We start from the raw sequence: 26,276 nt of genomic DNA on the forward strand, positions 1-26,276 counted from the left end.
GTACTGAAATCAGGTGCGGAACAAACGCCCCGTCGAAGGGGAAGTTCCCGATGCGGGGTTTGCTAATCCTCCGGCAGTTGCGGCGAATCGACCGGCATCAGATGCTCCTTCACGATCAGCGCGACGATCAGAAGCGGCGACGACAGGAACGCACCCATCGGCCCCCATAACCAGGTCCAGAACGCCAGCGCCAGGAACACGGCGAGCGCGTTGAGCGCCAGCCGGCGTCCGACGATCATCGGCGTCAGGAAATGGCCTTCCAGGAAGGTCATGACCGCAAATATCGCCGACGCCAGCAGGCCGGCGCTGATGGTGGGGAGCGCGACGAGACCGACCACGACCAGGACGGCGAACATCGCGACAGGGCCGATGATCGGGATGAAATTCAGGATCGCGGCCAGCGCGCCGAGGCTGGCCGGATTGGGCATGCCCGTAACCGCGCAGATCAGGCCGGTGGCAATGCCGACACCGACATTGATCATGGTCACCATCAGGAGGTAGCCGCCGAGATGGTCCTCGATCTCGTTGAGGATCCGCAGCGCCCGCAGCCGCCACGCGCGCTCGCCGAAATTCATGATCAAGGCCCGGCGCAGGTCCCGCCAGCTCGCGATGAACAGGATCAGCGTCGCAATGAACAGCAGGAATTCGGCAAAGGTCGGCGACAGGAACTCCAATGTCGGCTGCACCCAGTCGATCTTCGGCAGATGCAATGTCGTGAGCGTGTCGGGACCGCCGAGCATGCTCTGCAACTCCTGCCAGCGCGCGAGCGGCCGGTCGAACACGTGCAGCTTCTCCTTCAGCAGCGACCCCAGCTCAGGAAGCTTGCCGCTCCATTCGACCGCGGGCGATGCGATCAGGCTGACCATGAAGGCCGAGGCGGCACTGACGACCGCCACGATCAGTACAGCCGCGACCGGGCGCGGGATGCGATAGCGCTCCAGGAGATTGGCGGCCGGCGAGAGCATGGTGCCGACGATGAAGGCCATCGTGATCGGCAGAAAGAACGCCTTGGCAAGGTAAAGGCCGGCGATGATGCAGATGATCAGCAGGCCAACGAGGGCGGTGGCCACCACTTCCGTGCGGCGGATGACCGGCGGCAATTCGGTCTTGCTGTCGGGGACCGGCGCGCCTTCCTGCTCGTGGGGGAGCTGGCGTTCACGGGGCAACGGCTTTGCCGGCGGAGATTTGGAAGCCAAGGGCTTGGCAGTCGAAGGCTTGGTGGGAATGACGCTCACAATGGCTTTCCCTCGCCCGAAGCGGCGATGACACGGCAAAGGCGACGTCGCAAACCGGACCGCGATCATAACGTGACGCGAACGTGCGGGTTCCAATCGCGCAGGCGTGAGCGGTGTTGCATCAGGCGCGCTGTGGCGTGGCGTCGGCCGCACGGAACCGCCGGCCCGCAGCGGCGTTTGTTGGTGCAGAGCATCCAATGATGCACACATCCAGCGGGGCAGGCCCATGACACAGTCCACCGATCGCCGGCTTTCGTCGTGCGTGGCAAGCGCGCTCGTCCTCGTCAGCGCCGTCCTGCTGACGCCGTTAGTGATCTCGAGCGCGAACGCGCAGACGCTCGGCTACGCTTCGACCCAGCCGAATGGATATCCCGCCGATGAGGTGATCGCGTCCGACGAGGGCGCGACGCCGGAACGGCTTCGCCGCGCTGTCGTCGCCTTTGGCACGACGGAGGCGCCCGGCACCATCATCATCGACACCGGCAACACCACGCTCTACTACGTGCTCGGACAGGGTCGTGCCATCAGGTACGGCGTCGGCGTCGGCCGCGAAGGCTTTACCTGGTCCGGGGTGCAGACCATCAGCCGGAAGGCGGAATGGCCGGACTGGCATCCGCCGGCCCAGATGATCGCGCGCCAGCCGTATCTGCCGCGCTTCATGGCCGGCGGTCCCGGCAATCCGCTCGGCGCGCGGGCGATGTATCTCGGCACCAGCCAGTACCGCATTCACGGCACCAACGATCCCTCGACGATCGGGAAATTCGTCTCATCGGGCTGCGTCCGCCTGACCAATGAGGACGTCATCGATCTGTTCAGCCGGGTCGATGTCGGCACCAGGGTCGTGGTGCTGCCGAAGAATGCGCCGGTGATGGCGCGAGGCGGGGATAGCAGGACTGGCATCACAGCCCGTCCGGCCGGCGTGCATCCGCACCCGGTCGCGATCACACCCTCGGGCCGCCAGGCGCTGAACCTGACGGCGCCGCAAGTGAACTGAATGGACGCGTCGTGTTGCGTGACAGGAGAAGCTTGATGCGATCGGGAAAACTCGCAGCATGGGGGGCAGCCGCGCTGATGTGCGCCTCGGTGCTGGCGCCGGCCGCGCAGGCCCAGGACTTTTTCTCGCAACTGTTCGGCGGCTTCGGCCGCCCGCGCCATCAGCCCTTTATCCAGATGCCGTTCGGCAACGACGACGGCCAGGTCTACGCGCCGCGCGGCGAGGGGCGTGGCCGCTACGGCGGAGGCGGTGGCCAGGCCTATTGCGTGCGGACCTGCGACGGGCGCTATTTCCCGGTGCCTGCATCTGATAATGCGAGCCGGGCGGCCGCCTGCAACAAACTGTGTCCGGCGAGCGAGACCAAATTGTTTTACGGCAGCAGCATCGACAACGCCGCCGCCGACAACGGCAAGCCCTACTCGGAATTGCCGAACGCATTCCGTTATCGCAACGAACTCGTCGGCGGCTGCACCTGCAACGGCAAGGATCAGGTCGGGCTGGCGCCGGTCAAGATCGAGGACGATCCGACGCTACGCAGGGGCGACATCGTCGCCGGCGAGAACGGCCTTCTGGTCGCAGGCCGCAGCGGTGACAAGCGCGGCGCCGAACTGAATTTCTCGCCCGCATCCGAGAAGGTCCGCGCCAAGTATGGGCGTGTGCCGGTGGTGGCGAGGGAGTGAGGATGATTGCCGGCTGTCATGGTCGGGCTTGACCCGGCCATCCATCGCCTTCGCACGAATCTTCTGAAGATGGATGGATGCCCGAGTCAAGCCCGGGCATGACGAGTCTTTACGCCGCGCAGATCTTGCCGAGGAAATCAGTGACCTGATTGCCGAGTTGCTGGCTCTGCGTCTCCAGCGTCTGGGACGCCTGCTTCACATCCTCGGCGGCGGCGGCTGCCGCGTCCGCATCGGCCTTCACGCCGGTGATGTTGTCGGACACGTTCTTGGTGCCCTGCGCGGCGAATTGCGTCGAGCGCGTGATCTCCTGGGTGGCGGCGCCCTGTTGCTGCACGGCTGTGGCAATCGCAGTCGCGACCTCATTGACCTCGCCGATGATGCTGCCGATGCCCTTGATGGCGTCTATGGCCTCGCCCGCGACCCGCTGGATGTCAGAGATCTGCTCGGAGATTTCCTCCGTCGCCTTCGCCGTCTGGCTCGCCAGCGATTTGACTTCGGAGGCGACCACCGCGAAGCCGCGGCCGGCCTCGCCGGCGCGCGCGGCCTCGATGGTGGCGTTGAGCGCCAGGAGGTTGGTCTGGGCGGCGATGGTGTTGATGAGACCTACGACTTCGCCGATCCGTCCCGCCGATTGGGCGAGCCCCTGGACCGTGCCGTCGGTGTCGCGCGCCTGGCCGACCGCGCGGCTGGCGATACCGGCAGCGTGCACCGCCTGCTGGCTGATGTCGTTGATCGAGGCGCTGAGCTCTTCGGAAGCCGCGGCCACGGTCTCGACGCTCATCGAGGCATCGCCGGAAGCCTTCTCGGCGACCTGGACCCGCTCGTTGGTCTGGCGCGAAATCGTCGACAGGCCGGCCGAGGTGGTTCGCATCTGGCCGGAAGCATCGCCGAGCTGGTTGAGCGTCTGGCGCACCAAGCTCTCGAACTCGCCGACATAGCTCTCGATCGCCTGCTGCCGCGCCATGGCGCCGGCGTTGCGTTCGCGCTCCTGCGCCTCGATCCGGGCCTTGTCGGCGGCCTGCTGCTTGAAGGTCTCCAGCGCGCCGGCCAGCGCGCCGATTTCGTCGTGGCGCGCGGCGTAGCCGGTATCGATGTGGAGGTCGCCGGCTGCGACCTTCAGCATGGCGTCGCGCATGGTGTGGAGCGGCTTGATGACGCGGCGCGTGACGATCGCCATGGCGCCGAATGCCAGCGCCAGTGCGCCGGCCAGCAGCGTGAGCTGCGTCGTCAGCGAACGCTGGGCGGTGAAGCGCAGATGCGCGGCGTGATCCTTGGCGGCGTCGAGCGCGCCTTCGGCGACAGTGACGGCGGCACCGAGACGCCCGACCGTGACCGGGGTCCACTGGTTGGCAGTCAGCTCCGGCTTCTCGCCGGCCGCAATCTGCGTCAACAGCCGGTCGCGCAGGTTGAGATAGGACGGCTCGAAATAGGCGGTCTTGGTCGCGGCGATCGCGCTTGAGATCGCCGGCGGCAACGCCATCCCCGACGCAGTCAGCTGCAGCGCGCCCCACGCGGCGTCGATGCCGCCGGCATATTTCGTGTAGGCATGGTTCGCCTCCGGCGAGACCTTCCCGGAGCTGAGGCCGGTCGAGACGATCAGCGAGGCTTCGCCGGCGGTGTTACGCAACAGCCAGGCGATCTGCTTGATCGCCAGCAACTGGTCGATGGTCGCGTCCTGGTGATTGACGGCGGCGGAAAGGGCGCCGGAAAGCTTCTCGAGCACCTCCAGCATCGCGTTCGCCGCAGCCATGTATTCCTTGGCCAGTTCGGGACGGCGCTGCGCCTTCGGCTTGGCCACCGCTTCCCAGAACTCCTTCTGCAGGGTGCCCATCGTCTTGAACACGCGGTCGAATTCCGGCACGAGCGTCTGTTGCTGCGCGAATTCCAGGCTGCCGAGCAGGCCGAGCGCGCTGCCCATCGCCGGCATTTCGGTGTCGCGGATGTTGCGCAGATACTTCTCGATATCGGGGTCCGTCGGCGCATCGGAATTCAGCAACCGGTTGGTCGTGGAGCGGTCGGTGCGCAGATTGTGCATCGCCTTGAAGATGTTCGCCGAGGCATCGGCGATCACAGCAATGCGGCTCGCCGCCTGCAAACGGCCCCAGGAGTCCCAGGCGTTGAGCGAAAATCCAACCACCACGCAGAAGGAGGTGACGAGGATTACGGTCTTCAGCAGCGCGGATACGGTTAGACGATTCAACATGATGCTCCCCCAAGACGCCCGGCCATTTGGGGGAAGAACCGTAAATACTTAACGAGGACGGCTTGGTAGAACTACGAGGGTTCCTGAAATGATTGCAGGTATTTCGATCATTCAATGTTCCGCTGGATGGAACCGGCAGCGTCCGTTCACGTTAACAAGCTACTAACGGCGCATTTGCCGTGAATTCCCAGGGGGCTTTCGCATGCTTGTCAGTATCCTCATCACCTTCCTGGTCGTTATTCTCGTTCTCTATCTCATCAACCTGCTGCCGCTCGACGGCCGCGCCAAGCAGATTGCCCGTGTCGTCGTGATAATCCTCGGCGTGATCTCGCTGCTGAGATACATCACCGTTTAGGGCGCGCGGTGGACGTTATCTCGGGCCGCGTGCCGCGATGACCGACAGAGCGATCGCTGCGGTAGCGAGCAGAATCTGATGCAGTGATTGAGGCCGCAGCGAAAGAAGCCCCGGCGTCGAGCCGGAGCTTTCGATTCAAGTACGCTCTATTTCAAGCTTTTGAACCAGTCGTCCACGTCCTTGTGGATCTGGTCCTTGGCAAAGCCGTAGCGCTGCTGCAGCTTGCCTTCGAGTTGTTCGCGACGGCCCTCGATCACGTCGAGATCGTCATCGGTGAGCTTGCCCCACTTCTCCTTGGCGGCGCCCTTGAATTGTTTCCAGTTCCCTTCGACCCTGTTCCAATCCATCGTCATCTCCTCCTGTATTGAGATGATGATCAACGGCAATCCGCGCCGGACGTTCCTGCCGGATCCGCGGCATCATGACATGGTTCAGCCTGCCGCCTTCGCCTCGCGGCGGCGCGCGGTGAGGATGTATTCGGTGTAGCCGTTCGGTTGCTCGCGTCCCTTGAAGACGAGGTCGCAGGCGGCCTGGAAGGCGACACCGTCGAACGAAGGCGCCATCGGCTTGTAGAGCGGGTCGCCGGCATTCTGCTTGTCGACCACGACCGCCATCCGCTTCAGCGATTCCATCACCTGGTCCTTGCTGACGACGCCATGCGCCAGCCAGTTCGCCAGATGCTGGCTCGAGATGCGCAACGTCGCACGATCTTCCATCAGGCCGACGTCGTGGATGTCGGGCACCTTGGAGCAGCCGACGCCCTGGTCGATCCAGCGCACGACATAGCCGAGGATGCCCTGGCAGTTGTTGTCGATCTCCTGCTTGACGTCGTCGGGCGCCCAGTTCGACTGCGACATCGGAATGGTGAGGATGTCGGAGAGCTTTGCGCGCTGGCCGCTCCTGGCGAGTTCCTGCTGGCGCGCGATCACGTTGACCTGGTGATAATGCAGCGCGTGCAGCGTGGCCGCGGTCGGCGACGGCACCCACGCGGTGGTCGCGCCGGCCTGCGGATGGCCGAGCTTCTGGGTGAGCATGTCGGCCATCTTGTCGGGCGCCGCCCACATACCCTTGCCGATCTGGGCATGGCCGGGCAGGCCGTCGATCAGGCCCATGTCGACGTTCCAGTCTTCATAGGCCTTGATCCAGGGCTGCGCCTTCATGTCGTTCTTGCGGATCATCGGGCCCGCTTCCATCGAGGTGTGGATTTCGTCGCCGGTACGGTCGAGGAAGCCGGTATTGATGAAGCAGATGCGCTTTGACGCGTTCTGGATGCAGGCCTTGAGGTTGACCGTGGTGCGGCGCTCCTCGTCCATGATGCCGACCTTCATGGTGTTTTCCGGCAGGCCGAGCAGCTTCTCGACCTCAGCGAATAATTCGCAAGTCAGTGCGACTTCGTCGGGGCCGTGCATCTTCGGCTTGACGATATAGACCGAGCCGGTGCGGCTGTTTTTCGTCTTCGAAGAGCCCTTGAGGTCGTGGATGGCGAGCAGGCCGGCTACAGCGGCATCGAGCAGGCCTTCCGGAATCTCCTCGCCCTTTTCGTCGAGTACGGCGTCGGTGAACATGTGATGGCCGACATTGCGCATCAGCAAGAGGCTGCGGCCGTGCAGGGTGAGTTGCTTGCCGTCGGGCGTCTTGTAGACGCGGTCGGGATTGAGCGCGCGCTTCAGCGTCTTGCCGCCCTTCTCGAAATCCGCCGAGAGCGTGCCGTCCATCAGGCCGAGTGTGTTGCGATAGACCAGCACCTTGTCTTCGGCATCGACGGCGGCGACCGAGTCTTCCATGTCGAGAATGGTCGAGACCGCCGATTCCAGGATCATGTCGGCGACGCCTGCGGGATCGTCCTTGCCGATGACGTGGCTGCGATCGACCTTCACTTCGACATGCATGCCGTTGTTGACCAGCAGGATCGCAGTCGGTGCGGCAGCATCGCCCTGATATCCGGCGAACTGCGAAGCAGACTTCAATGCGGTGGCATTGCCGCTCTTGAGTTTCACGGCGAGCTGGCCGGCGATGACGCTGTAGGACGTCACGTCGGTATGGCTGCCGGTCGCGAGCGGCACAGCCGCATCGAGGAAGGCTTTTGCCTTGGCGATCACCTTGTCGCCGCGCGCCTTGTTGTAGCCGCGGCCAGCCTCGCTCGGATCGTGCGGGATCGCGTCGGTGCCGTAGAAGGCGTCATAGAGTGAACCCCAACGCGCATTCGCCGCGTTCAGCGCGTAGCGGGCGTTGGTCAAGGGAACGACGAGCTGCGGTCCGCAGATCTTGCCGATTTCCTCGTCGACGTTGGCGGTCTCAACTGCCTTTGTCGCCGGCTCCGGCAGCAGATAGCCGATCTCCTTGAGGAAAGCCGTATAGGCGTTCATGTCGAACGGCTTGCCTTTGTTGGCGCGGTGCCAGCCGTCGATCTTGGCCTGCAGCGCATCGCGGAAGGCGAGCAGCTCACGATTTTTCGGCCCCAGCTTTTTGACGATGGCCGCGACACCGGCCCAGAACGCGTCGGGCGAAATTCCGGTCTTGGGGGTCGCCTCCTTGGCGATGAAATCGAACAGGACGGGGGCGATCTTCAATCCGTGGGCGTCGACACGATTCATGACGGGCTTTCTCAAAAGGAATGGCGCTTACACGCTGTTTTCAGGCGAAAAGCAGCAAAAAACGCGCCAAAGGGGCAAGCGTTGGCCGCCCTTTTAGCCCTAAAGCCGGGTCGATGAGAAGTGCCTAAAAGGCCTAGATATTGGCCGCCAGATCCACCAATTCGTCGAACAGAATGCCGGTTTCCGCCAGCATCCGCTCGATCTCGTCGGTCGCATCCGAAACCGTCTTGGCCGAGGTGTCGATGCTGAGCTCCGCGCGGGCCGGCGGCTGGTAGTCGTTGCCGATGCCGGTGAAGGCCTGCAGCGTGCCGGCGCGCGCCTTGGCGTAATGGCCCTTGGGGTCACGGCTCTCGCAGATCTCGGCCGGCGTCGCGACATAGATCTCGCGGAACGTCGTGTCGGCGATGCGGCGGGCGGCGGCGCGATCATCCGCCGACGGTGACACCGCGGCGACAACCGCAATGTGTCCGTTGCGCGCCAGATGCGTTGCGACTTCCGCCAAGCGGCGGATGTTTTCGGTGCGGTCTTGCGGCGAAAAGCCGAGATCGCCGTTGAGGCCCGCGCGCAAGGTGTCGCCGTCGAGCAGGATCGGCGAACCGCCACGCGAAAACAGTCGCCGCTCCAGCGCGCGCGCCAGCGTCGATTTTCCCGAGCCCGGCAGGCCGGTCAGCCAGATCACCGCGCCGTTGTGGCGATAGCGCGCCGAGCGTTCCTCGGGGCGCAATGCGCTTTCGACCGGCACGATGTCGATCGGGACGGCGCGCTGTCCGGCGTCGACCGACAGCACGAGGCCGCCGCCGGCGATGCGGCCGTTGACCTCGATCACCAGCCGCCCGGTGCGCGGATTATCCTGATAGGGATCGGCCGCGATCGGCTGCGCCAGCGAAATATCGATTTCGCCAACATGATTGCGCGCGATCGCCTTGGTCTCCTCATTGGAGAGTTCGCCGGGATCGACGGCCTTCTCGATAGCGACGACACTGGCGCGCGATTCCCGCGTGCCGAGGCGGATCAGGATCTGATCGCCCTTCGACAGCGGCTTGTCGTGCAGCCAGAAGATTCGGGCGCGAATCCGCCTTGTGTCGCGCGGAGTGGCACCGGCATGGGCGATGACGTCGCCGCGTTCGATAAACAATTCACGGTCGAGAGTGATGCCGACCGAACGGCCGGCGCCATGGCTGCCCGTGAGCGGCGTCACCGGCCAGCTCTCGACGGTCTTGATCTTCGCAATCTTGCCGGCCGGCATGATGACGATTTCGTCGCCGGCGCTCAAGCTGCCGGATTCGATGCGGCCCGCCACGATGCGGCGGTCGTCGAATTTATAGATCGCCTGCACCGGCAAGCGCAGCGCCAGTTGCACCAGCGGCCGGGCCGGTTCAAGCGCATCGAGCGCTTCGACCACGGTCGGTCCCTGATACCAGCCGATCCGCGGCGTGTGTTCGGCAACGCCGTCGCCGTCGCGGGCGGAAATCGGAATCACGGCTGTGGGCGTCACGCCGAGGCCAATCAGGTGCGCCGAAATCTCGTCGCTGATTTCCTTGAAACGATCCGCGCTGAAATCGACGCGGTCCATCTTGTTGACGACGATCGCGACCTGCTTGATGCCCAATAGATGCAGCAGATAGCCGTGCCGCCTGGTCTGGTCGCGCACGCCTTCGAGCGCGTCGATGATCAGCACCGCGCCATCGGCCTGCGAGGCGCCGGTGATCATGTTGCGGAGGAATTCGGCATGGCCGGGCGCGTCGATCAGCACGACGTCGCGCGAGCGGGTGCGGAAGCGGATTTGCGTGGTGTCGATGGTGATGCCCTGGTCGCGCTCGGTCTGCAGCGCGTCCAGGAGGAACGACCATTCGAACGGCATGCCGCGCCGCGCGCTGACCGCCTTCAGCATTTCAAGCTTGCCTTCGGGAAGGCTGCCGGTTTCATGCAGCAAGCGACCGACCAGGGTGGATTTGCCGTGATCGACATGGCCGACGATGACGATGCGAACCTGCGGTCGCGTCGTGCCATTTGGCATCGACGTGGTGCCGTTCGGCGTGGCCGAGACGCTTGCGGGGAGGATCATGTTCATTGCGACGCTCACACCAAATGTCTGTCAGAGATAGCCGGCGACACGCAGCCGCTCGAATGCATCTTCGGTTTCGTGATCGAGTGCGCGGCCGGCGCGCTCCGGCACCTTGGTGCCGTCGAGTTCGGTCAGGATCTCATCGATGCTGGAAGCGGTCGAAGCCACCGGGTTGGTGATGTCCTGGTCACCCAGCGAGCGATAGCGCTTGCCGTCGTTCGACAGATACAGCGGGATGATCGGAATGTTCTCGCGCTTGGTGTAGGCCCAGATGTCGGCTTCGGTCCAATGCAGGATCGGATGGATGCGCAAATGCGCGCCTGTTGGAGGCGACGCGTTGAACTGGTCCCAGAATTCCGGAGGCTGATCGCGCACGTCCCAGCCGCCTTCGAGTCCACGCGGCGAGAACACGCGCTCCTTGGCGCGTGTGGCTTCTTCATCGCGGCGAATGCCGGCGATCAAGCCGTCGAAACCATATTTGGTCAGCGCCCATTTGAGCCCCTCGGTCTTGCGCGCGGCGGAACGTGCGGCCGGCGGCAGGGTCGGGTCGACGGCGTCGATCGGCGGGCAGGGCTCGATCTTGAGATCGAGCTCCCATTCCTTGCCGAAGCGATCGCGGAACGCATACATCTCCGGAAATTTCTTGCCGGTGTCGACGTGAAGCGCCGGAAACGGCACGCGGCCGAAGAAGGCCTTGCGCGCCAGCCAGATCATCACGTTGGAATCTTTGCCCAACGACCACAGCAACGCGAGCTTCTTCAGCCGCGCGAACGCCTCCCGGAGAATGTAGATGCTCTGCGCCTCGAGTTCGTCGAGATGGTCCATCGAGGGCGGCGGCAGCCGTCCGTCGGCCAAAATTTTCGGCACGGATGATGCTTTGGTGAAGGCTGCGGGCCGCAACCCGTGTCCGCCGGATTCATTGTCGAGAAGATGCATCTCTGGGCCTTGGACTTCGGAGTGGAAAAATTCTAAAGTTGCGCCGCAATAGAGAAGAAATAATTTTCTCTTTGCGGGCGTTGAACGACACATATATAGAAAATAATTCCAGTCAACCCCGAAGTGGGGGAAGCGAGTTTCGCATGCGATTCCTGCCCGTGTTTCTCGATCTGCAAAGCGGCGTGGTGCTGCTCGTCGGAGCCGGCGAACTCGTGCGCGCGAAGTTGCGCCTGCTGGCGTCAGCCGGAGCGAGTGTCCGCTGGTATGCGACCGACGGCAGCCATGACGTTTCGGGGCTCGATGCGGCCGTTGATGCCCGGATCGAACGCGCCACCGGCGATCCGCTCACTTCCGATCTGTCCGGCGTGATCGCAATCCTTTGCGCCGGCGCCGGCGATATCGGTGTTGCGATGTCGGCGCGCGCGAAAGCGGTCGGGCTGCCCATCAATGTGATGGACGATCTCGCGCATTCCACTTTCATCTTTCCCGCGATCGTCGATCGCGGCGACGTCGTCGTTGCCGTCGGCACCGGCGGCGCGTCGCCGGTGGTCGCGCGCCGCGTGCGCGAGCGCATCGAAGCGGTGCTGCCGGCACGCATCGGCGATCTCGCCGCCTTCATCGGCAGCTTTCGCAAATCGATGCATGCGCGCATTCCCGAATTCCCGTTGCGCCGCCGCTTCTGGGAGCGCGTGATCGACGGCCCAATCGGCGCGCTGGTACTCGCCGGCCGCAAGGACGAGGCCGAAAAAGCCTTGAACGAAATCGCCGACCCCTCCGCCTTCGCCGGCGCGAGCAAGGACGGCAAGGCGGAAGGCCGTGTGACGCTGGTCGGCGCCGGACCGGGCGATCCGGATCTGCTCACCATCAAGGCGCTGCGCGCGCTGCAGGATGCGGATATCGTTTTCTACGACGAACTGGTCTCGCCGGAAATTCTCGATCGCATCCGCCGCGACGCCGCGCGCATTCCGGTCGGCCGCCGTGTCGGCAAACCCGGCATCGGCCAGGATGCGATCAACAAGCTGCTGATTGACGCTGCGAAGGCAGGACAGCGCGCGGTGCGGCTGAAGGGCGGCGATCCCTTCATCTTCGGCCGCGGCGGCGAGGAGATCGAAGAGCTGCGCGCGGCCGGCGTCGCCTATTCGGTGGTGCCGGGCATTACCGCAGGCCTCGGCGCCGCTGCGCAATTCGAGGCGCCGCTGACTTACCGGCATGAAGCGCTACGCATCACCTTTCTGACCGCGCACAAGGCAAAGGACGCCGAGACGGTCGACTGGTCGGTGCTGACAGACAGGAAGATGACCATCGTGGTCTACATGGGCATGACGGCCGCGCCGTCGGTGCGCGCGGGTCTTTTGGCCGCCGGCCGGTTGCCGCAAACGCCCGTCGGCGTGTTCGCGCGGGTGACGCGGGCGGATGCGCAGGCCGTGGTCGGCACGCTCGAGAATCTTCCTGCGCTGGTCGAAAAAATCGATGGCGGTCCTGCCATCCTCATCATCGGCGACGTCGTCGCGCATTCCGCGCCGTGGCGCCAGTCCAACCTCAATCAAGTCATCTCCAAACTGCTGGATGCTGCTGAATGACCTCTCCGCTTCAACAAAAAATCAAGATCACCGGCCCCTCGATGGTGACCGCCAACCGCACCTCGGATGGCATCGTGATCTATCGCACCGCGCAGCAGGGCTGGTCGGCAAGCTTGTCGGACGCTGCGATCGTCCACACTTCCGATGAGGCGCGGGTGCTGCTCAACGAAGCCAATGCCGACGACGTCGGCGCGATCGGCGCCTATATCGCGCCGGTCGAGCTCAAGGACAGCGGCGAAATCAAACCCGGCAATTTGCGCGAACGTATCCGGTCGAAGGGTCTCACCATTGACCTGCTTCCGGCTTGAAACGACGTATCAAGGCTGATCCATCATGTACGCATATGACGAACTCGATCGCACGCTGATCAATGAACGCGTGTCCGAATTCCGGGACCAGGTGAAGCGCCGTCTCACCGGCGAACTCACCGAGGATGAATTCAAGATGCTGCGGCTGCAGAACGGCGTCTATCTGCAACTGCACGCCTACATGTTCCGCGTCGCCATTCCCTACGGCACGCTGTCGTCGAAGCAGCTGCGGCGGCTTGCGCATGTCGCGCGCCGCTACGACCGCGGCTACGGCCATTTCACGACCCGGCAGAACATCCAGTTCAACTGGATCAAGCTTTCCGATCTGCCCGATGCGCTCGCTGAACTCGCCGAGGTCGGCATCCACGCGATGCAGACGTCCGGCAACAACATGCGCAACGTCACCTCGGACCAGTGGGCCGGCGTCGCGCCGGGCGAGGTCGAGGATCCCCGTATCTGGTCGGAAATCCTGCGCCAGCACACCACGCTGCATCCGGAATTCTCGTTCCTGCCGCGCAAGTTCAAGATCGCGATCACTGCGTCCGAGCATGACCGCGCCGCGATCAAGGTCCACGACATCGGCCTGCGCCTGCACAGGAACGCCGACGGCGAGACCGGCTTCGAGGTACTGGTCGGTGGCGGCCTCGGCCGCACGCCGTTCATCGGCAAGACCATCAAGCCGTACGTAGCAGGCCGCGATATCCTGAGTTACGTCGAGGCGATCCTGCGCGTCTACAACCAGTACGGTCGCCGCGACAACATCTACAAGGCGCGCATCAAGATCCTGGTGCATGAGCTCGGCATCGAGAAGTTCGCCAAGGAGGTCGATGAGGAATGGAAGCAGATGGGTCACAGCGCCCTGACGCTCGACCATTCCGTCATTGAGGAAGTGCGCTCGCGCTTCTCCTATCCGGCCTATGAGAAGCTGCCGCACATGCCGGACGAGCTGAAGCAGGCCGCGCATGATCCGTTGTTCGAGCGCTGGCGCAAGAACTCTGTGGCCCCACACAAGGTGCAGGGCTATTCGATCGTGACGCTGTCATTGAAACCGGTGGGCGGCCCGCCCGGCGACGCCACCGCCGACCAGATGGATGCGGTCGCCGATCTCGCCGACAAGTATTCCTTCGGCGAAATCCGTGTCGGTCACGAGCAGAACCTGGTGCTGCCCCATGTCGCCAAGCGCGACTTGCCGCAGCTATGGAAGGCGCTCGACCGGATCGGGCTCGCTACCCCGAACGTCAATCTGGTCACCGACATCATCGCGTGCCCGGGGCTGGATTACTGCTCGCTGGCCAATGCGCGCTCGATTCCGATCGCGCAGGAACTGACCCGGCGTTTCGCCAATCATGACACCGCCGAGATGATCGGCCGTCTGCACATCAACATCTCCGGCTGCATCAACGCCTGCGGCCATCACCATGTCGGCCACATCGGTATTCTCGGCGTCGAGAAGAACGGCGAGGAATTCTACCAGATCACGATCGGCGGCCGCGCCGACGAGAACGCGCAGATGGGCGCGCTGATCGGCCCGGCCGTTCCCTATGCGGAAGTTGCCGATGTGATCGAAGACATTGTTGAAGCCTATCTCGCGCTGCGCGACCGTCCCGAGGAACTGTTCGTCGATACGGTGAAGCGTCTGGGCGTCGAGCCATTCAAGGAGCGGGTTTATGCCACTCGTTAAGAACGGAAGAATTACCACCGACCTGTTCGTCCATATTGCCGAAGGCGCCGAATTGCCGGGCGATGGAGCGATCCTTGTTCCGGCGGCGCGATTTCTCGAAGATCCGGAAGCCATGCTGCGGCGCCCGGGCAAGCTTGGGGTGATCTGGCCGAATAATCGAAATCTCGACGATCTCGTACCATATCTCGATCGTCTCGCCGCGGTAGCGCTGGTGTTCCCGTCCTTCCGCGATGGCCGGGCCTACAGCCAGGCGCGCCTGTTGCGCGAACGCCACGGCTATGACGGCGAATTGCGCGCCACCGGCCAGGTGCTGCGCGATCAGTTCGTGTTCATGTCGCGCGCCGGCTTCGACGCGTTCGAGGTGAAGAAGGATGCCGACGCCGATGCCTTCGCCGAGACCATGAAACGCTATTCGGTGTTCTACCAGCCGACCGGCGATGGCCGCGTCACCGCGCTCAATCGGCGGATGCAGTTGCGTCATTCGGAGAGTGCCGGCCAGTGAGCATGATCGTACAGCAGGCCCTGACCACGGATGCGGCGAATGTTTCGCCGGCGCAGGCGCTCGACCGCGCGTTGCGCGATGCGTCTCCGGCGGAAGTTATTGAAACTGCACTGAAGACCGTCGGCCGCGAACAGCTTGCACTGGTGTCGTCGTTCGGCACGGAATCGGCGGCGCTGCTCAAGGTGATGGCGGATGTCGATCCCGCGATTCCCGTGATCTTCCTCGATACCGGATGGCTGTTCGAAGAGACGCTCGCCTATCGCGACACGCTGGTCGCAGCCCTCGGCCTTCGTGACGTTCGCTCGATCAAGCCGCTGGAAGAGGCGCTGTCACGCCAGGATCCCGATCGCGAATTGTGGTTTTCCGATCCCGACGCCTGCTGCCGTATCCGCAAGGTGGAACCGCTGGCGCGGGCGCTGAAGCCGTTCTCGGCCTGGATCAACGGACGCAAGCGTTTTCAGGGTGGCGCGCGCGCCGAGATTTCCGTCGTCGAGGACGACGGCGCGAAGCTGAAATTCAATCCGTTCGCCAACGTGTCGCGCGAGGAGATCGAGGCGATCTACAAGCTCGCCAAATTGCCGCCACATCCCTTGATCGCCTCGGGCTATCTGTCGGTCGGGTGCATGCCATGTTCGAGCCGGACCGCGCCGGACGAAGACGCCCGTGCCGGCCGCTGGCGGGGCAGGCAAAAGACCGAATGCGGCATCCATACGATGAAAACTTCCTAGAACTTGGACTTCATAGGACAACGAAGCTACGGAACCAAAAACAATGAAATGCCGTTTCGTTGACTAAGCGACCTTTCGTCGCGACTTATGCGCTTCCTGCTTGATGATATGTTTCATCTAGCCGAATGGAGATCAACGATGATCCGTCGCATTCTGCCGCTCGTCGCCGGACTGTTCTGGGCGAGCTCGGCCTTCGCTGCCGATCATACCCTGCTCAACGTGTCCTACGATCCGACGCGCGAACTCTACGCCGATTTCAACAAGGCGTTCGCGGCGGCCTATCAGAAGGAAACCGGCAAGAGCGTCGAGATCAAGCAGTCGCATGGCGGCTCGGGCTCGCAGGCGCGCGCGGTGATCGACGGCCTGCAGGCGGACGTGGTCACGCTGGCGCTGGCCTATGACATCGACGCCATCGCCGCCAAGGGCCTGGTGGCGCCGGACTGGCAGAAGCGCCTGTCGCTGAATGCGTCGCCTTATACGTCAACGATCGTGTTCCTGGTGCGCAAGGGTAATCCCAAGGCGATCAAGGATTGGGACGATCTGATCAAGCCCGGCGTGCAGGTGATCACGCCGAACCCGAAGACCTCGGGCGGTGCGCGCTGGAATTATCTGGCGGCGTGGGGCTTTGCGGAAAAGAAATTCGGCTCCGCCGACAAGGCAAAGAAGTTCGTCGCCGACCTCTTCAAGAACGTGCCGGTGCTGGATACCGGCGCGCGCGGCTCGACGGTGACCTTCGTCGAGCGCGGCGTCGGCGACGTGCTGCTGGCGTGGGAGAACGAGGCGTTCCTGGCGCAGCGCGAGTTCGGCAAGGACAAGTTCGAGATCGTCGCGCCGCCATTGTCGATTCTTGCCGAGCCGCCGGTCGCGGTCGTCGACAAGGTTGCCGATAAAAAAGGCACCCGCGCTGTCGCCGAGGCCTACCTGAAGTATTGGTATACCAAGGAAGGTCAGGAAATTGCCGCACGCAATTCCTATCGTCCTCGCGATTCGGAAATTGCGAGGGAGTACGAAAAATCCTTCGCCAAGGTCGAACTTTTCACGATTGACGACGTTTTTGGTGGTTGGACCAAGGCGCAGAAGGATCACTTCGGCGAAGGCGGCATTTTCGACCAGATTTACAAGAATTGATCTGGCCAACAGCCAGCCAAAGCGGAAGCAGGGGGATTTGTGAGCACAGCGGTCGCACGGCGGACGAGCTTGCCCGGGTTCGGGCTCACCATGGGCCTGACCCTGACATGGCTCTCCGTTATCATCCTCATCCCGCTCGCCGGCCTGTTCCTCAAGACGCTCGAGCTTTCGCCCGGACAGTTCTGGGAAATCCTCACCAGCCGCCGCACTTTGAACGCGCTGAAAATTTCATTCGGCCTTTCGTTTGCCGCAGCCTGCGTCAATCTGGTGATGGGGACGATCATCGTGTGGGCGCTGGTGCGGTATCGCTTTCCGGGCCGGCGGCTGTTCGACGCCATCGTCGACATTCCCTTTGCGCTGCCGACCGCGGTCGCGGGCGTGGCGCTGACGCAATTGTTCGCGCAAAAGGGCTGGCTCGGCGCGCCGCTCGCCGAACTTGGCATCAAGGTGGCATTCACGCCGATCGGAATTTTCATTGCGATGGTCTTCATCGGCATTCCGTTCGTGGTGCGGACGGTTCAGCCGGTGCTGATCGATCTCGATCCTGAAATCGAGGAGGCGGCCGCGAGCCTGGGGGCCAACCGCTGGCACACGGTGTTCCGGGTGATCCTGCCGAGTCTTATTCCGGCGCTGCTGACAGGCTTTGCGCTGGCATTCGCGCGCGCCGTCGGTGAATACGGTTCGGTCATTTTCATTGCCGGTAATCTGCCGAACGTGTCGGAGATCGCGCCGCTCCTGATCGTGATCAGGTTGTCCGAATTTCGTTATGCCGATGCGACGGCCATCGCCGTCATCATGCTGCTGGCTTCGTTCCTGATCATCCTCGTCGTCAATCGCCTGCAACGCTGGGCGCAAACCCGCATTCCCGCGCATTGAGGACCTGACGATGTCGACGCAAACGAGCTTCGTGACTCCGGCGGCGCCGCTAAGGGCCTATACGTCGACGGCGGACCTCGCGATCTCCCCGCCATCGCACCGCGAGGCGAGCGACCGGGCACGCGCTGTTGCTTCACCAAAAGACCTGCGGACCGAGCCGGCACCCGTCCGCTTTATCATCATCGCGCTTGCCGTCACCTTCCTCACCGTCTTTGTCGTGCTGCCGCTGGTCGTGGTGTTCGCATCGGCCTTTTCGAAAGGCATCAGCGCCTATTTTGCCGCGCTCGCCGAGCCGGAGGCGCTGTCGGCGATCAGGCTGACGCTGCTGGTTGCGGCGATCTCGGTCACCCTCAACCTTGTGTTCGGCGTGATCGCGGCCTGGGCGATCGCGAAATTCGAATTCCGCGGCAAGACCTTTCTGATCACGCTGATCGACCTGCCGTTCTCGGTCAGCCCGGTCATTTCGGGTCTCGTCTTCGTGCTCCTGTTCGGCGCGCAGGGCTATTGGGGCACGTGGCTGCAGGCGAACAACGTCCACATCCTGTTCGCGGTGCCGGGCATTGCACTCGCCACCATCTTCGTGACGTTCCCGTTTGTCGCCCGCTCGCTGATCCCCTTGATGCAGGAGCAGGGCACGCAGGAGGAAGAGGCGGCGACCTCGCTCGGAGCGTCAGGCCTGCAGACCTTCTTCCGCGTCACTCTGCCCAATATCAAATGGGGCCTGTTGTATGGCGTACTGCTGTGCAACGCGCGCGCCATGGGCGAGTTCGGCGCGGTGTCTGTTGTGTCGGGCCATATCCGCGGCGAGACCAACACCATGCCGCTGCTGGTCGAAATTCTCTATAATGAGTATCAATTCGTGGCGTCGTTTGCGATCGCCTCGCTCTTGGCGATGCTGGCCCTGATCACGCTGGTCGTGAAGACCGTGCTCGAACAGCGTCTGGACGAAGGGCAAAGCCCAAGCGACTATTCAAGCGACTATTCAAGGGACCATCCAAGTGACCATTGAAGTCAAAAATATCGTCAAGAAGTTCGGCGCGTTTGCTGCGCTGGATAACGTCGATCTGAAGGTCGGCAAGGGCGAATTGCTGGCGCTGCTCGGTCCGTCCGGTTCGGGCAAGACGACGCTGTTGAGGATCATTGCAGGCCTCGACTGGCCCGATGCCGGCGAGGTGCGGATCGACGGCGAGGATGCGCTGGGACACGGCGCCAGCGAGCGCCATGTCGGCTTCGTGTTCCAACATTACGCACTGTTCCGCCACATGACGGTGTTCGAAAATGTCGCCTTTGGCCTGCGCGTACAGCCGCGCGCCATCCGCAAGGACGAGGCCACCATCCGCGCCCGCGTCAAGGAATTGCTTGATCTAGTGCAACTCGACTGGCTCGCCAACCGCTATCCCAGCCAGTTGTCCGGCGGCCAGCGGCAGCGCATTGCGCTTGCCCGCGCGCTGGCGATCGAGCCGCGCATCCTGCTGCTCGACGAACCGTTCGGTGCGCTCGATGCCAAGGTGCGGAAAGAGCTGCGGCAATGGCTGCGCTCGCTGCATTCCGAAATTCACGTCACCTCGATCTTCGTCACCCACGATCAGGAAGAGGCGCTCGAAGTCGCCAACCGCGTGGTTGTCATGGACAAGGGCCGTATCGAGCAGATCGGCACGCCGGGCGATGTCTATGACAATCCCGCCACCGCCTTCGTCCACGGCTTCATCGGCGAATCCATCGTGCTGCCGGTGGAGGTTCTCGGCGGCTCAGTGCGGCTCGGCGGCCAGCCGCTCAACATCGCCGCCGATGGCGCGGCCTCCGGCGCCTCAAAACTGTTCGTCCGCCGCCACGACATGCAGATCGGGCCGGCGGGAACCGGCTCGCTGGAGGGCGCGGTGCGCCATGTCCGCTCGTTCGGCCCGATCCAGCGGGCGGAGGTCGCGCTCTCGGGCGGTGAGGGCAAGACCGTGATCGAGATCGACGCCCCCCGGGACCGGGAACTCCAGGCCGGCGAGATCATCGGCCTGCAGCCCCGCCGCTACCGGATCTTTGCCGCCCAGGATTGATGTTGGCTGTCATTCCGGGTTCGCCTCGCGCCCCGGAATGACCGCGGATTTGCTCCCCCGTTCACCATTCAGCCACGGTTGGTATGCAACAACGGCCCGTCCAGCGTTCGGGATTCTTTGGGGGATTCTTTCAGTGAAACGGGCGACTACCGCGATTATCGGGCTCTTGCTGCTTGCCGGCTGCTCGGCAGACGTCAAAATCCCGGACCAGCCGGCCATGTATCTCGACATGGCGCAACCCGGCGCCACGCTCGATCCGGTCGCGGCGGCGATCATGATCTCGCAATACCGTCAGAACAACGGCCTCGGTACCGTGGTGGTCGATCCCGATCTGACCAGGCTCGCCGAGCAGCAGTCGCAGGCGATGGCGGCGCGCAACAAGATGGACCACAATGTGAAGGGCCCTCTGGAAAAGCGGCTGGGAGCCTCCGGCTATCCGGCGAAGCTCGCGGTTGAAAATGTCTCGGCCGGATATCACACCCTGGCGGAAGCCTTCTCCGGCTGGCGCGACTCGCCGCCGCACAAGGCCAATATGCTCAAGAACGGTGTCACAAAATTGGGCATCGCGGCGGCCTATGCTCCAAACACCAAATACAAGGTGTTCTGGACGCTCATCCTTGCATCAACCTGAAGCAGGTCCGGTTACGGGCTTCGATGCCTCACGAGGCGGTAAACTCGGCGTGATCCTTGCTTCGATCTCGCCGATTGACGCGGTGGCGAACTGTCGCCACGGTGCCACTGTCTTTGTCCACTAGTCGACGGTCACAATGGATCTTTCCGACTCTGTGCCGGCCACCACGCCCGCCAAAGCGCAGCGTGTGCTGGTGCTGCAAGGCGGTGGCGCGCTCGGCTCCTATCAGGCCGGCGCCTTTCAGGCATTGTGTCGCTCGGGTTTCGAACCGGAATGGGTCGCGGGCATTTCGATCGGCGCCATCAATGCCGCGATCATTGCCGGCAACGGACCGGAAACGCGCGTCGATCGTTTGAAGGAATTCTGGGAGATGGTTTCATCTCCGGTGTCGTGGAATCCGGTGACACCAGGTGAGCGCGCACGCTCGCTGTTCAACGAAACCTCAGCCGCGCTGATCGCGACCTTCGGCGTGCCCGGCTTCTTCACGCCGCGGATTCCGCCTGCACCGTTGTGGCCGCCCGGCAGCCCGCAGTCGCAGAGCTATTACGACACCGCGCCGCTGAAGAAAACGCTCGAGCGGCTGGTGGATTTCGACCGCATCAACGATCTGAAGATGAGGTTCAGCGTCGGCGCGGTCGGCGTCACCTCGGGCAATTTCAGATATTTCGACAATGTCGAGTTCAGGAAGGCCGGCAAGAAGATCGGCCCCGAGCACGTCATGGCCTCCGGCGCGCTGCCACCCGGTTTTCCGTCCGTTGTCATCGAAGGTGAGCATTACTGGGACGGCGGCATCGCCTCGAACACGCCGCTCGATTTCGTGCTGGAAGAAGAGTTCAACCGCGATCTCCTGATCTTCCAGGTCGACCTGTTCAGCGCGCGCGGCGACCTGCCGACGTCGCTGCTCGAAGCCGCCGAGCGGGAAAAGGACATCCGTTATTCCAGCCGCACCCGCACGAGTACCGACAAGAACAAGCAGATCCACAACGCGCGGAAGGCGGTGCGCGATCTGCTCAGCAAATTGCCGGATCATTTGAACAACGATCCGTCGGTCGAATTTCTGCGCAAGGCCTCGAAGGAAAACACCGTCACGGTCGTGCACCTGATCTACAAGAGCAAGAATTACGAGACAAATTCCAAGGACTACGACTTCTCGCATGTCGCCATGGTCGAACATTGGGAAGCGGGTGTTCGCGATGTGCATTTGTCGATGCGTAACAAAGAACGGCTGGAGCGGCCGCAACCCGGGCAGACCATGGCGACTTACGATCTCACGGGGAAGGGCTCAAAGCCAGCCGAAGGCAAACAGGAGTGAATTGATATGGGTACGTTAAAAGGCAAAACCGCCGTCGTGACCGGCTCGACCAGCGGCATCGGATTGGCTTATGCGCGCGCTTTCGCCGGCGCCGGCGCCAATATCGTTCTCAATGGCATGGGCGTCCCGGCCGATATCGAGCGCGAGCGTTCCGGCATCGAGACCGATTTCAAAGTCCGCGCGGTGCATTCGCCTGCCGACATGACCAAGCCCGCCGAAATCGCCGAAATGGTCGCGCTCGGCGAGAAGACCTTCGGCTCGGTCGATATCCTCGTCAACAATGCCGGCATCCAGTTCGTCGCCCCGATCGAGGAGTTTCCGATCGAGAAATGGGACGCGATCATTGCAATCAATCTGTCATCGGCATTTCATGCCATCCGCGCCGCCGTACCCGGCATGAAGAAGCGCGGCTGGGGCCGCATCATCAACACGGCTTCCGCGCATTCGCTGGTGGCTTCGCCATTCAAGTCGGCCTATGTCTCGGCCAAGCACGGCATCGCCGGGCTGACAAAAACGGTGGCGCTGGAGGTTGCGACTTTCAAGATCACCTGCAACTGCATCAGCCCGGGCTATGTCTGGACACCGCTGGTCGAGCACCAGATCCCCGAGACCATGAAGGCGCGCAACATGACCAAGGAGCAGGTCATCAAGGACGTGCTTCTTGACGCCCAGCCGACCAAAGAGTTCGTGACGTCAGAGCAGGTTGCTGCGCTGGCGCTGTTCCTGTGCAGCGACGATGCAGCCCAAATCACCGGGTCCAACTACTCCATCGACGGCGGCTGGACGGCGGAGTAGGAATTGCGAACGGCTCCCGGGAGCGCACAGCCACAATCCTAATGGGTGGCGCTCCCGGCAACGGCCGCGACACTTTCGGTCGAGAGGTGCAGCTCACTGAAGCCAAGCTTGCTGGCGACCAGAATCAGAACCAAGGCCAGCACCAGCCTCAGCACCGTCTCCGGTACGCGAACCGCACAGTAACTGCCGATCACGATGCCGGGCAGCGAGCCTATCAGCAGCACACCCATCAGCGCCCAATCGACCGAGCCCAGCGCCCAGTGGCCTATGCCGGCGACCAGCGTCAGCGGCACGGCGTGTGCAATGTCGGAGCCGACGATGCTTGCCATCGGCAGGCGCGGATAGAGCAGCAACAGCGCGGTGACGCCGACCGCGCCGGCACCGACCGACGAAATCGAAACCAGTACACCGAGCGCCACGCCGACCAGCACGGTCGCGTTGCCGGTCGTCGAGGCGCCGAGCCGTTCCATACGCTGGCGGTATCGATCCATGATCGCCTTGCGGAAGATCAACGACGTCGCCGTTAGGATGAGCGCAAAGCACAGCACCAGATTGACCAGGCTGCGCGCGGAATCCCCTTTGAGTTCGAGCTGCCACAGCACGAGCAAGGTGACGAAGCTGGCCGGGATGCTGCCGCTGGCGAGACGTATCACCGCCGGCCAGTGAATGCTCTGAGACCAGCCATGCACCAGGCTGCCGCCGGTCTTGGTCGCCGCGGCATAGAGCAGGTCGGTGCCGACGGCGGTCGACGGATGGATGCCGAACAGCAGGATCAACAATGGCGTCATCAGCGAGCCGCCGCCGACGCCCGTCATCCCGACCAGCAGGCCGACGCCGAATCCGGACGCCACGTAGAGGTGATCAATCATATCGGGGAGATAGTTCCATTTGCATGCTCGACATATAGCAGCGCCGCCGCAGGGGGCCTAACAATCGTGCCCGTTTGACTGAAATAAGAATGTTTCTTGCGCACATCGGAGTTCGCTGGTTTTTTTCCCCATTATGCCGGCGCCTGACGATAACGACGTCCTGCCGCCTCACATGAGGCAACCGTTCAGGCGCCAGCGGCCAGCGCACTCGGGATCGTCTGTTTCCAGGGGGCAGGCTGGCGCCAGTGCGCCGCACATCAATGCCAGTTCGGCTGCCCGGATCAGCGTTTGCCGAACGCCAGCACGTGCAGTCCGAGCCGCCGGCGCACGATCCAGAACAGCAGCACCGTCTCGAACGCCAGCGAGATCGACGTCGCGGCCGCAGCACCATGGCCGCCGAAGCGCGGCACCAGCATCACGCACAGCACGAGGTTCATGGCGAAGGCGAGCGCATAGGCCAGCGCGCAGATATGCTGGTGGCCGAGCATGTTGAGCAGCCGCTCGACCGGTCCGATGGCGGATCGCACCACGAGGCCAACGGCGGCAATGAACATGATGTCGTAGCCGACCACGAATTGCGGTCCGAACAGCCACAGCAGCGGCTTGCCCAGCGCCAGCAGCACGATGGTCGCAGCCAGCGACGGCCAAAACGTCCACTGGATCGCATGCGCCACATAGGCCGACAGCCGCGGCTTGTCGCCCTGCGCGTGATACTCGGCAAAGCGATGCGCCGTCGTCGCCGCCATCGCATAGTGAATGAAGGAAACCAGCGCCAGCGTCTTCACCACGGCGAAATAGACACCGACTTCTTCGGAGGAGCGGAATTGCTGCAGCACCAGCACGTCGGTGTAGGACAGCAGCAGGTAAAATCCCTCGACCATCAGGATCGGCAGCGAGACCGCGAGCCAGCCGCGGAAATCATAGGCCTTGGGGCCAGGCGCGATGTGGCCGCCGAGCCTGCGGTTCAGCACGATCATCTGGCCGATCATCGCGATCCATACCGCAGCAGTGCTGGCCCACATCGCAGCTGTAGCGCCGAGATTGAAGCCGAGCACGAAGGCGCCGGCGGTCAAGCCGATGATCAGCGACTGCCGCACAATGAATTGCGGCATCAGGCCGAGCCGCATCCAGTCATGCGAGCGGGCGATGCCGTCCTGGGTGTTGGCGACGACAAACGCCGGCAGCGTCAGGCAGCCGATATAGAGGGGAACGATCGCGTTGGCGTCGATCCAGGGCGACAATCCCTTCACCACGCCCGCCAGCAGCAGCGAGATGATGGAGGAGATGGCGAACGTGATCCAGCGGCTGCCGGAGAGGAAGCCGCGCAGCAGGGCATGTTCGCCGCGGGTTCGATACTCCGGAATGATCTTCTGCGCGGATGCCGAGATGCCGAAATCCATCATGCTGCCGAGCAGCAGCACCCAGGTCCAGACATAGACATAAACGCCGTAATCCGAGCCGCCCATCCAGCGCGCCAGCAGGATCTGCGCGAAATAGGCGAGCGCTGCGCTGAAGACGCGGATGATGAAGATGGTGCCCGCCAGCCGTCTGGTGACGGAGGCCTCGCTGGAGCCGCCAAGCAACGCGCGCAGGCGCGCGATCACGCCGGCAGGCGAGGCGGTTGCGGATTGCGTATCCATCACGGCCACAAGGGTGCATCCCCGAAACGCGCCGCGAGGCGGCGGCGATGCCCGGATGTATCAACCATTCGTTAAGATTCGGTTGGGTGGAGCTGTCGTTCCTGCGAACGCAGGAACCCATAACCACAGGGCGAAGTGGCGTGAAAAGAAGGCAATTACCAGACCGGCTCACGATTCCCGCCGCGGCGTATGGGTCCCTGCGTTCGCAGGGACGACAAAGCAGTCAATTCAAACTGACGTTGAACTCATAGGCCCGGTCGCCGCCGACCAGCGTCAGCTTGAGCGCGGCGCCGTCAGCGCTGGCGCCGGGCGGCAGGCCGTCGAGTTCGAAGGCAAAGCGTTTGACGCCGGGCGGGCTTTGCTCGACGAGCCTGGGAACCGGCAGCGCCCAGTCCGGCGTCGGCCCCTCGACGAACAGGCTGACCTCCTTGGCTTCGGGCGCGGTGACGTCGACCAGCACGTTGTTCTTTCCCTCGCGCTTGACGTCGCGGATGGTCAGCGGATTTGGGTCGCCGACATTGGCGGGCTTCGGCACGGTATTGAGCGCATCGGACAGGTTGCCGTCCTCGGTGCTTGCCACGCTGGCAAAGGCGAGTTCGGCATGGGCTTCGACCGGAATGCAGAGCTTGTCGCAGACGGCATAATTGATGTGGGCGCGCAGCGTCACCGGCTTGTCGGCATTCTTGGCGACGATCCGCAACGGCAGCACGACCTGCTGCTTGTATCCCAGCGCGGTGCCGCCGGCGCCGTCGTCAAACTTCTTCGGTGCCGGCCACAGCACGGTCACGGCTTCGACATTATCCGATTTTGAGAAATCGAAGCGGGGCGGGACGCCGGAATCGCCGGGCGTCCGCCAATAGGTCTTCCATCCGGGCTGCAACTGGATGGCTACGCCGCCGAGCAGCACCGGGCCGCTGCGCGATCCCGCCAGCAGCCGCACCGCGGAATGCGCGTCGCGTTGCCACGGCGAGGCATCCTCGGCGCGAACCTCCGACGTCGCACACGCAACACACAAAGCGGCGACGCCGAGCGCGGCGCGCAGGGGAACCATCACGATCATGGGACGTCTTTACAGGCAAGTTGCGGCGCAAACCATTGAATTGCGTGTGATCGGCC

Annotated in this window: 24 protein-coding genes; 15 read left to right on the top strand and 9 right to left on the bottom strand. The window is 63.3% G+C overall.

Features of this window, described 5'->3' with window-relative positions; all coding sequences use genetic code 11:
• Window positions 1–62: 62 nt before the first annotated feature.
• Window positions 63–1,166, bottom strand: coding sequence for an AI-2E family transporter (locus tag V1286_RS00730; protein WP_334489465.1), 1,104 nt, complete (start codon window positions 1,164–1,166; stop codon window positions 63–65).
• Window positions 1,167–1,461: 295 nt separating this feature from the next.
• Here V1286_RS00730 and V1286_RS00735 point away from each other — a divergent pair, with 295 nt between their 5' ends.
• Both V1286_RS00735 and V1286_RS00740 read left to right on the top strand, forming a co-directional pair.
• Complete coding sequence (locus V1286_RS00735; protein WP_334476950.1) at window positions 1,462–2,229, top strand: L,D-transpeptidase; 768 nt, start codon at window positions 1,462–1,464, stop codon at window positions 2,227–2,229.
• A gap of 35 nt (window positions 2,230–2,264) precedes the next feature.
• Window positions 2,265–2,909 carry a DUF2865 domain-containing protein gene (locus V1286_RS00740; protein ID WP_334476952.1) on the top strand — a complete coding sequence of 215 codons (645 nt, stop codon included), beginning with the start codon at window positions 2,265–2,267 and terminating at the stop codon, window positions 2,907–2,909.
• Window positions 2,910–3,018: 109 nt separating this feature from the next.
• Here V1286_RS00740 and V1286_RS00745 read toward each other — a convergent pair whose 3' ends face one another.
• Complete coding sequence (locus tag V1286_RS00745) at window positions 3,019–5,112, bottom strand: methyl-accepting chemotaxis protein (RefSeq protein WP_334476954.1); 2,094 nt, start codon at window positions 5,110–5,112, stop codon at window positions 3,019–3,021.
• Window positions 5,113–5,314: 202 nt separating this feature from the next.
• Between V1286_RS00745 and V1286_RS00750 the strand changes: the two genes are divergently transcribed.
• The gene (locus V1286_RS00750; protein WP_156438825.1) at window positions 5,315–5,467 is read left to right on the top strand and encodes a Thivi_2564 family membrane protein; all 153 of its coding nucleotides are present in this window, start codon (window positions 5,315–5,317) and stop codon (window positions 5,465–5,467) included.
• 146 nt (window positions 5,468–5,613) lie between these two features.
• Here the strand turns inward: V1286_RS00750 and V1286_RS00755 are convergent, their stop codons facing one another.
• The 4 genes from V1286_RS00755 to cysD all read right to left on the bottom strand — a co-directional run bounded on the left by V1286_RS00755 (window position 5,614) and on the right by cysD (window position 10,951).
• Window positions 5,614–5,814, bottom strand: coding sequence for a CsbD family protein (locus V1286_RS00755; RefSeq protein WP_190241775.1), 201 nt, complete (start codon window positions 5,812–5,814; stop codon window positions 5,614–5,616).
• 84 nt (window positions 5,815–5,898) lie between these two features.
• Window positions 5,899–8,061 (bottom strand): malate synthase G, encoded by a 2,163-nt coding sequence (locus V1286_RS00760; protein ID WP_334476959.1) that lies wholly within the window; start codon window positions 8,059–8,061, stop codon window positions 5,899–5,901.
• Between the two features lie 133 nt (window positions 8,062–8,194).
• Complete coding sequence (cysC, locus tag V1286_RS00765; RefSeq protein WP_334476960.1) at window positions 8,195–10,132, bottom strand: adenylyl-sulfate kinase; 1,938 nt, start codon at window positions 10,130–10,132, stop codon at window positions 8,195–8,197.
• 24 nt (window positions 10,133–10,156) lie between these two features.
• Window positions 10,157–10,951: a sulfate adenylyltransferase subunit CysD gene (gene cysD / locus V1286_RS00770; RefSeq protein WP_334489468.1), complete on the bottom strand. Its 795-nt coding sequence runs from the start codon at window positions 10,949–10,951 to the stop codon at window positions 10,157–10,159.
• A 254-nt stretch (window positions 10,952–11,205) separates the two neighbouring features.
• Between cysD and cysG the strand changes: the two genes are divergently transcribed.
• The 12 genes from cysG (at window position 11,206) to V1286_RS00830 (ending at window position 22,651) form a co-directional block, all read left to right on the top strand.
• Window positions 11,206–12,642, top strand: a complete 1,437-nt coding sequence (gene cysG / locus V1286_RS00775) for a siroheme synthase CysG (protein ID WP_334476961.1) — start codon at window positions 11,206–11,208, stop codon at window positions 12,640–12,642.
• A complete protein-coding gene (locus V1286_RS00780) occupies window positions 12,639–12,950 on the top strand; it encodes a DUF2849 domain-containing protein (RefSeq protein WP_108514273.1) in 312 nt (103 codons plus the stop codon). Before cysG ends, V1286_RS00780 begins: the two co-directional genes overlap by 4 nt.
• Before the next feature lie 25 nt (window positions 12,951–12,975).
• Window positions 12,976–14,631 carry a nitrite/sulfite reductase gene (locus V1286_RS00785; RefSeq protein WP_334476964.1) on the top strand — a complete coding sequence of 552 codons (1,656 nt, stop codon included), beginning with the start codon at window positions 12,976–12,978 and terminating at the stop codon, window positions 14,629–14,631.
• Window positions 14,618–15,133 carry a DUF934 domain-containing protein gene (locus V1286_RS00790; RefSeq protein ID WP_334476966.1) on the top strand — a complete coding sequence of 172 codons (516 nt, stop codon included), beginning with the start codon at window positions 14,618–14,620 and terminating at the stop codon, window positions 15,131–15,133. Before V1286_RS00785 ends, V1286_RS00790 begins: the two co-directional genes overlap by 14 nt.
• Window positions 15,134–15,135: 2 nt before the next feature.
• Window positions 15,136–15,861: a phosphoadenylyl-sulfate reductase gene (locus V1286_RS00795; RefSeq protein ID WP_334489470.1), complete on the top strand. Its 726-nt coding sequence runs from the start codon at window positions 15,136–15,138 to the stop codon at window positions 15,859–15,861.
• Between the two features lie 138 nt (window positions 15,862–15,999).
• The gene (locus V1286_RS00800; protein WP_334476968.1) at window positions 16,000–16,989 is read left to right on the top strand and encodes a sulfate ABC transporter substrate-binding protein; all 990 of its coding nucleotides are present in this window, start codon (window positions 16,000–16,002) and stop codon (window positions 16,987–16,989) included.
• Window positions 16,990–17,058: 69 nt separating this feature from the next.
• The gene (gene cysT, locus V1286_RS00805; protein WP_334489473.1) at window positions 17,059–17,865 is read left to right on the top strand and encodes a sulfate ABC transporter permease subunit CysT; all 807 of its coding nucleotides are present in this window, start codon (window positions 17,059–17,061) and stop codon (window positions 17,863–17,865) included.
• A gap of 10 nt (window positions 17,866–17,875) precedes the next feature.
• Window positions 17,876–18,874, top strand: a complete 999-nt coding sequence (cysW, locus tag V1286_RS00810) for a sulfate ABC transporter permease subunit CysW (RefSeq protein ID WP_334476970.1) — start codon at window positions 17,876–17,878, stop codon at window positions 18,872–18,874.
• Window positions 18,864–19,913 carry a sulfate/molybdate ABC transporter ATP-binding protein gene (locus V1286_RS00815; protein WP_334476971.1) on the top strand — a complete coding sequence of 350 codons (1,050 nt, stop codon included), beginning with the start codon at window positions 18,864–18,866 and terminating at the stop codon, window positions 19,911–19,913. The genes cysW and V1286_RS00815 overlap by 11 nt, the downstream gene beginning before the upstream one ends.
• A 133-nt stretch (window positions 19,914–20,046) precedes the next feature.
• Window positions 20,047–20,544, top strand: coding sequence for a CAP domain-containing protein (locus V1286_RS00820; RefSeq protein WP_334476973.1), 498 nt, complete (start codon window positions 20,047–20,049; stop codon window positions 20,542–20,544).
• A 136-nt stretch (window positions 20,545–20,680) separates the two neighbouring features.
• Window positions 20,681–21,856 carry a DUF3734 domain-containing protein gene (locus tag V1286_RS00825; protein ID WP_334476975.1) on the top strand — a complete coding sequence of 392 codons (1,176 nt, stop codon included), beginning with the start codon at window positions 20,681–20,683 and terminating at the stop codon, window positions 21,854–21,856.
• A 6-nt stretch (window positions 21,857–21,862) separates the two neighbouring features.
• On the top strand, window positions 21,863–22,651 hold the full coding sequence (locus V1286_RS00830; protein WP_334476977.1) for a 3-hydroxybutyrate dehydrogenase: 789 nt from the start codon (window positions 21,863–21,865) through the stop codon (window positions 22,649–22,651).
• A gap of 38 nt (window positions 22,652–22,689) precedes the next feature.
• Here the strand turns inward: V1286_RS00830 and V1286_RS00835 are convergent, their stop codons facing one another.
• From V1286_RS00835 to V1286_RS00845, 3 genes are all read right to left on the bottom strand, one after another.
• The gene (locus tag V1286_RS00835) at window positions 22,690–23,520 is read right to left on the bottom strand and encodes a sulfite exporter TauE/SafE family protein (RefSeq protein ID WP_334476979.1); all 831 of its coding nucleotides are present in this window, start codon (window positions 23,518–23,520) and stop codon (window positions 22,690–22,692) included.
• Between the two features lie 281 nt (window positions 23,521–23,801).
• Window positions 23,802–25,160 carry a flippase gene (locus V1286_RS00840; RefSeq protein WP_334476981.1) on the bottom strand — a complete coding sequence of 453 codons (1,359 nt, stop codon included), beginning with the start codon at window positions 25,158–25,160 and terminating at the stop codon, window positions 23,802–23,804.
• Window positions 25,161–25,383: 223 nt separating this feature from the next.
• The gene (locus V1286_RS00845) at window positions 25,384–26,220 is read right to left on the bottom strand and encodes a protein-disulfide reductase DsbD domain-containing protein (RefSeq protein ID WP_334476983.1); all 837 of its coding nucleotides are present in this window, start codon (window positions 26,218–26,220) and stop codon (window positions 25,384–25,386) included.
• Window positions 26,221–26,276 lie beyond the last annotated feature (56 nt).

The organism is Bradyrhizobium algeriense, from assembly GCF_036924595.1.
GTDB classification, from domain to species: Bacteria; Pseudomonadota; Alphaproteobacteria; order Rhizobiales; family Xanthobacteraceae; genus Bradyrhizobium; species Bradyrhizobium algeriense.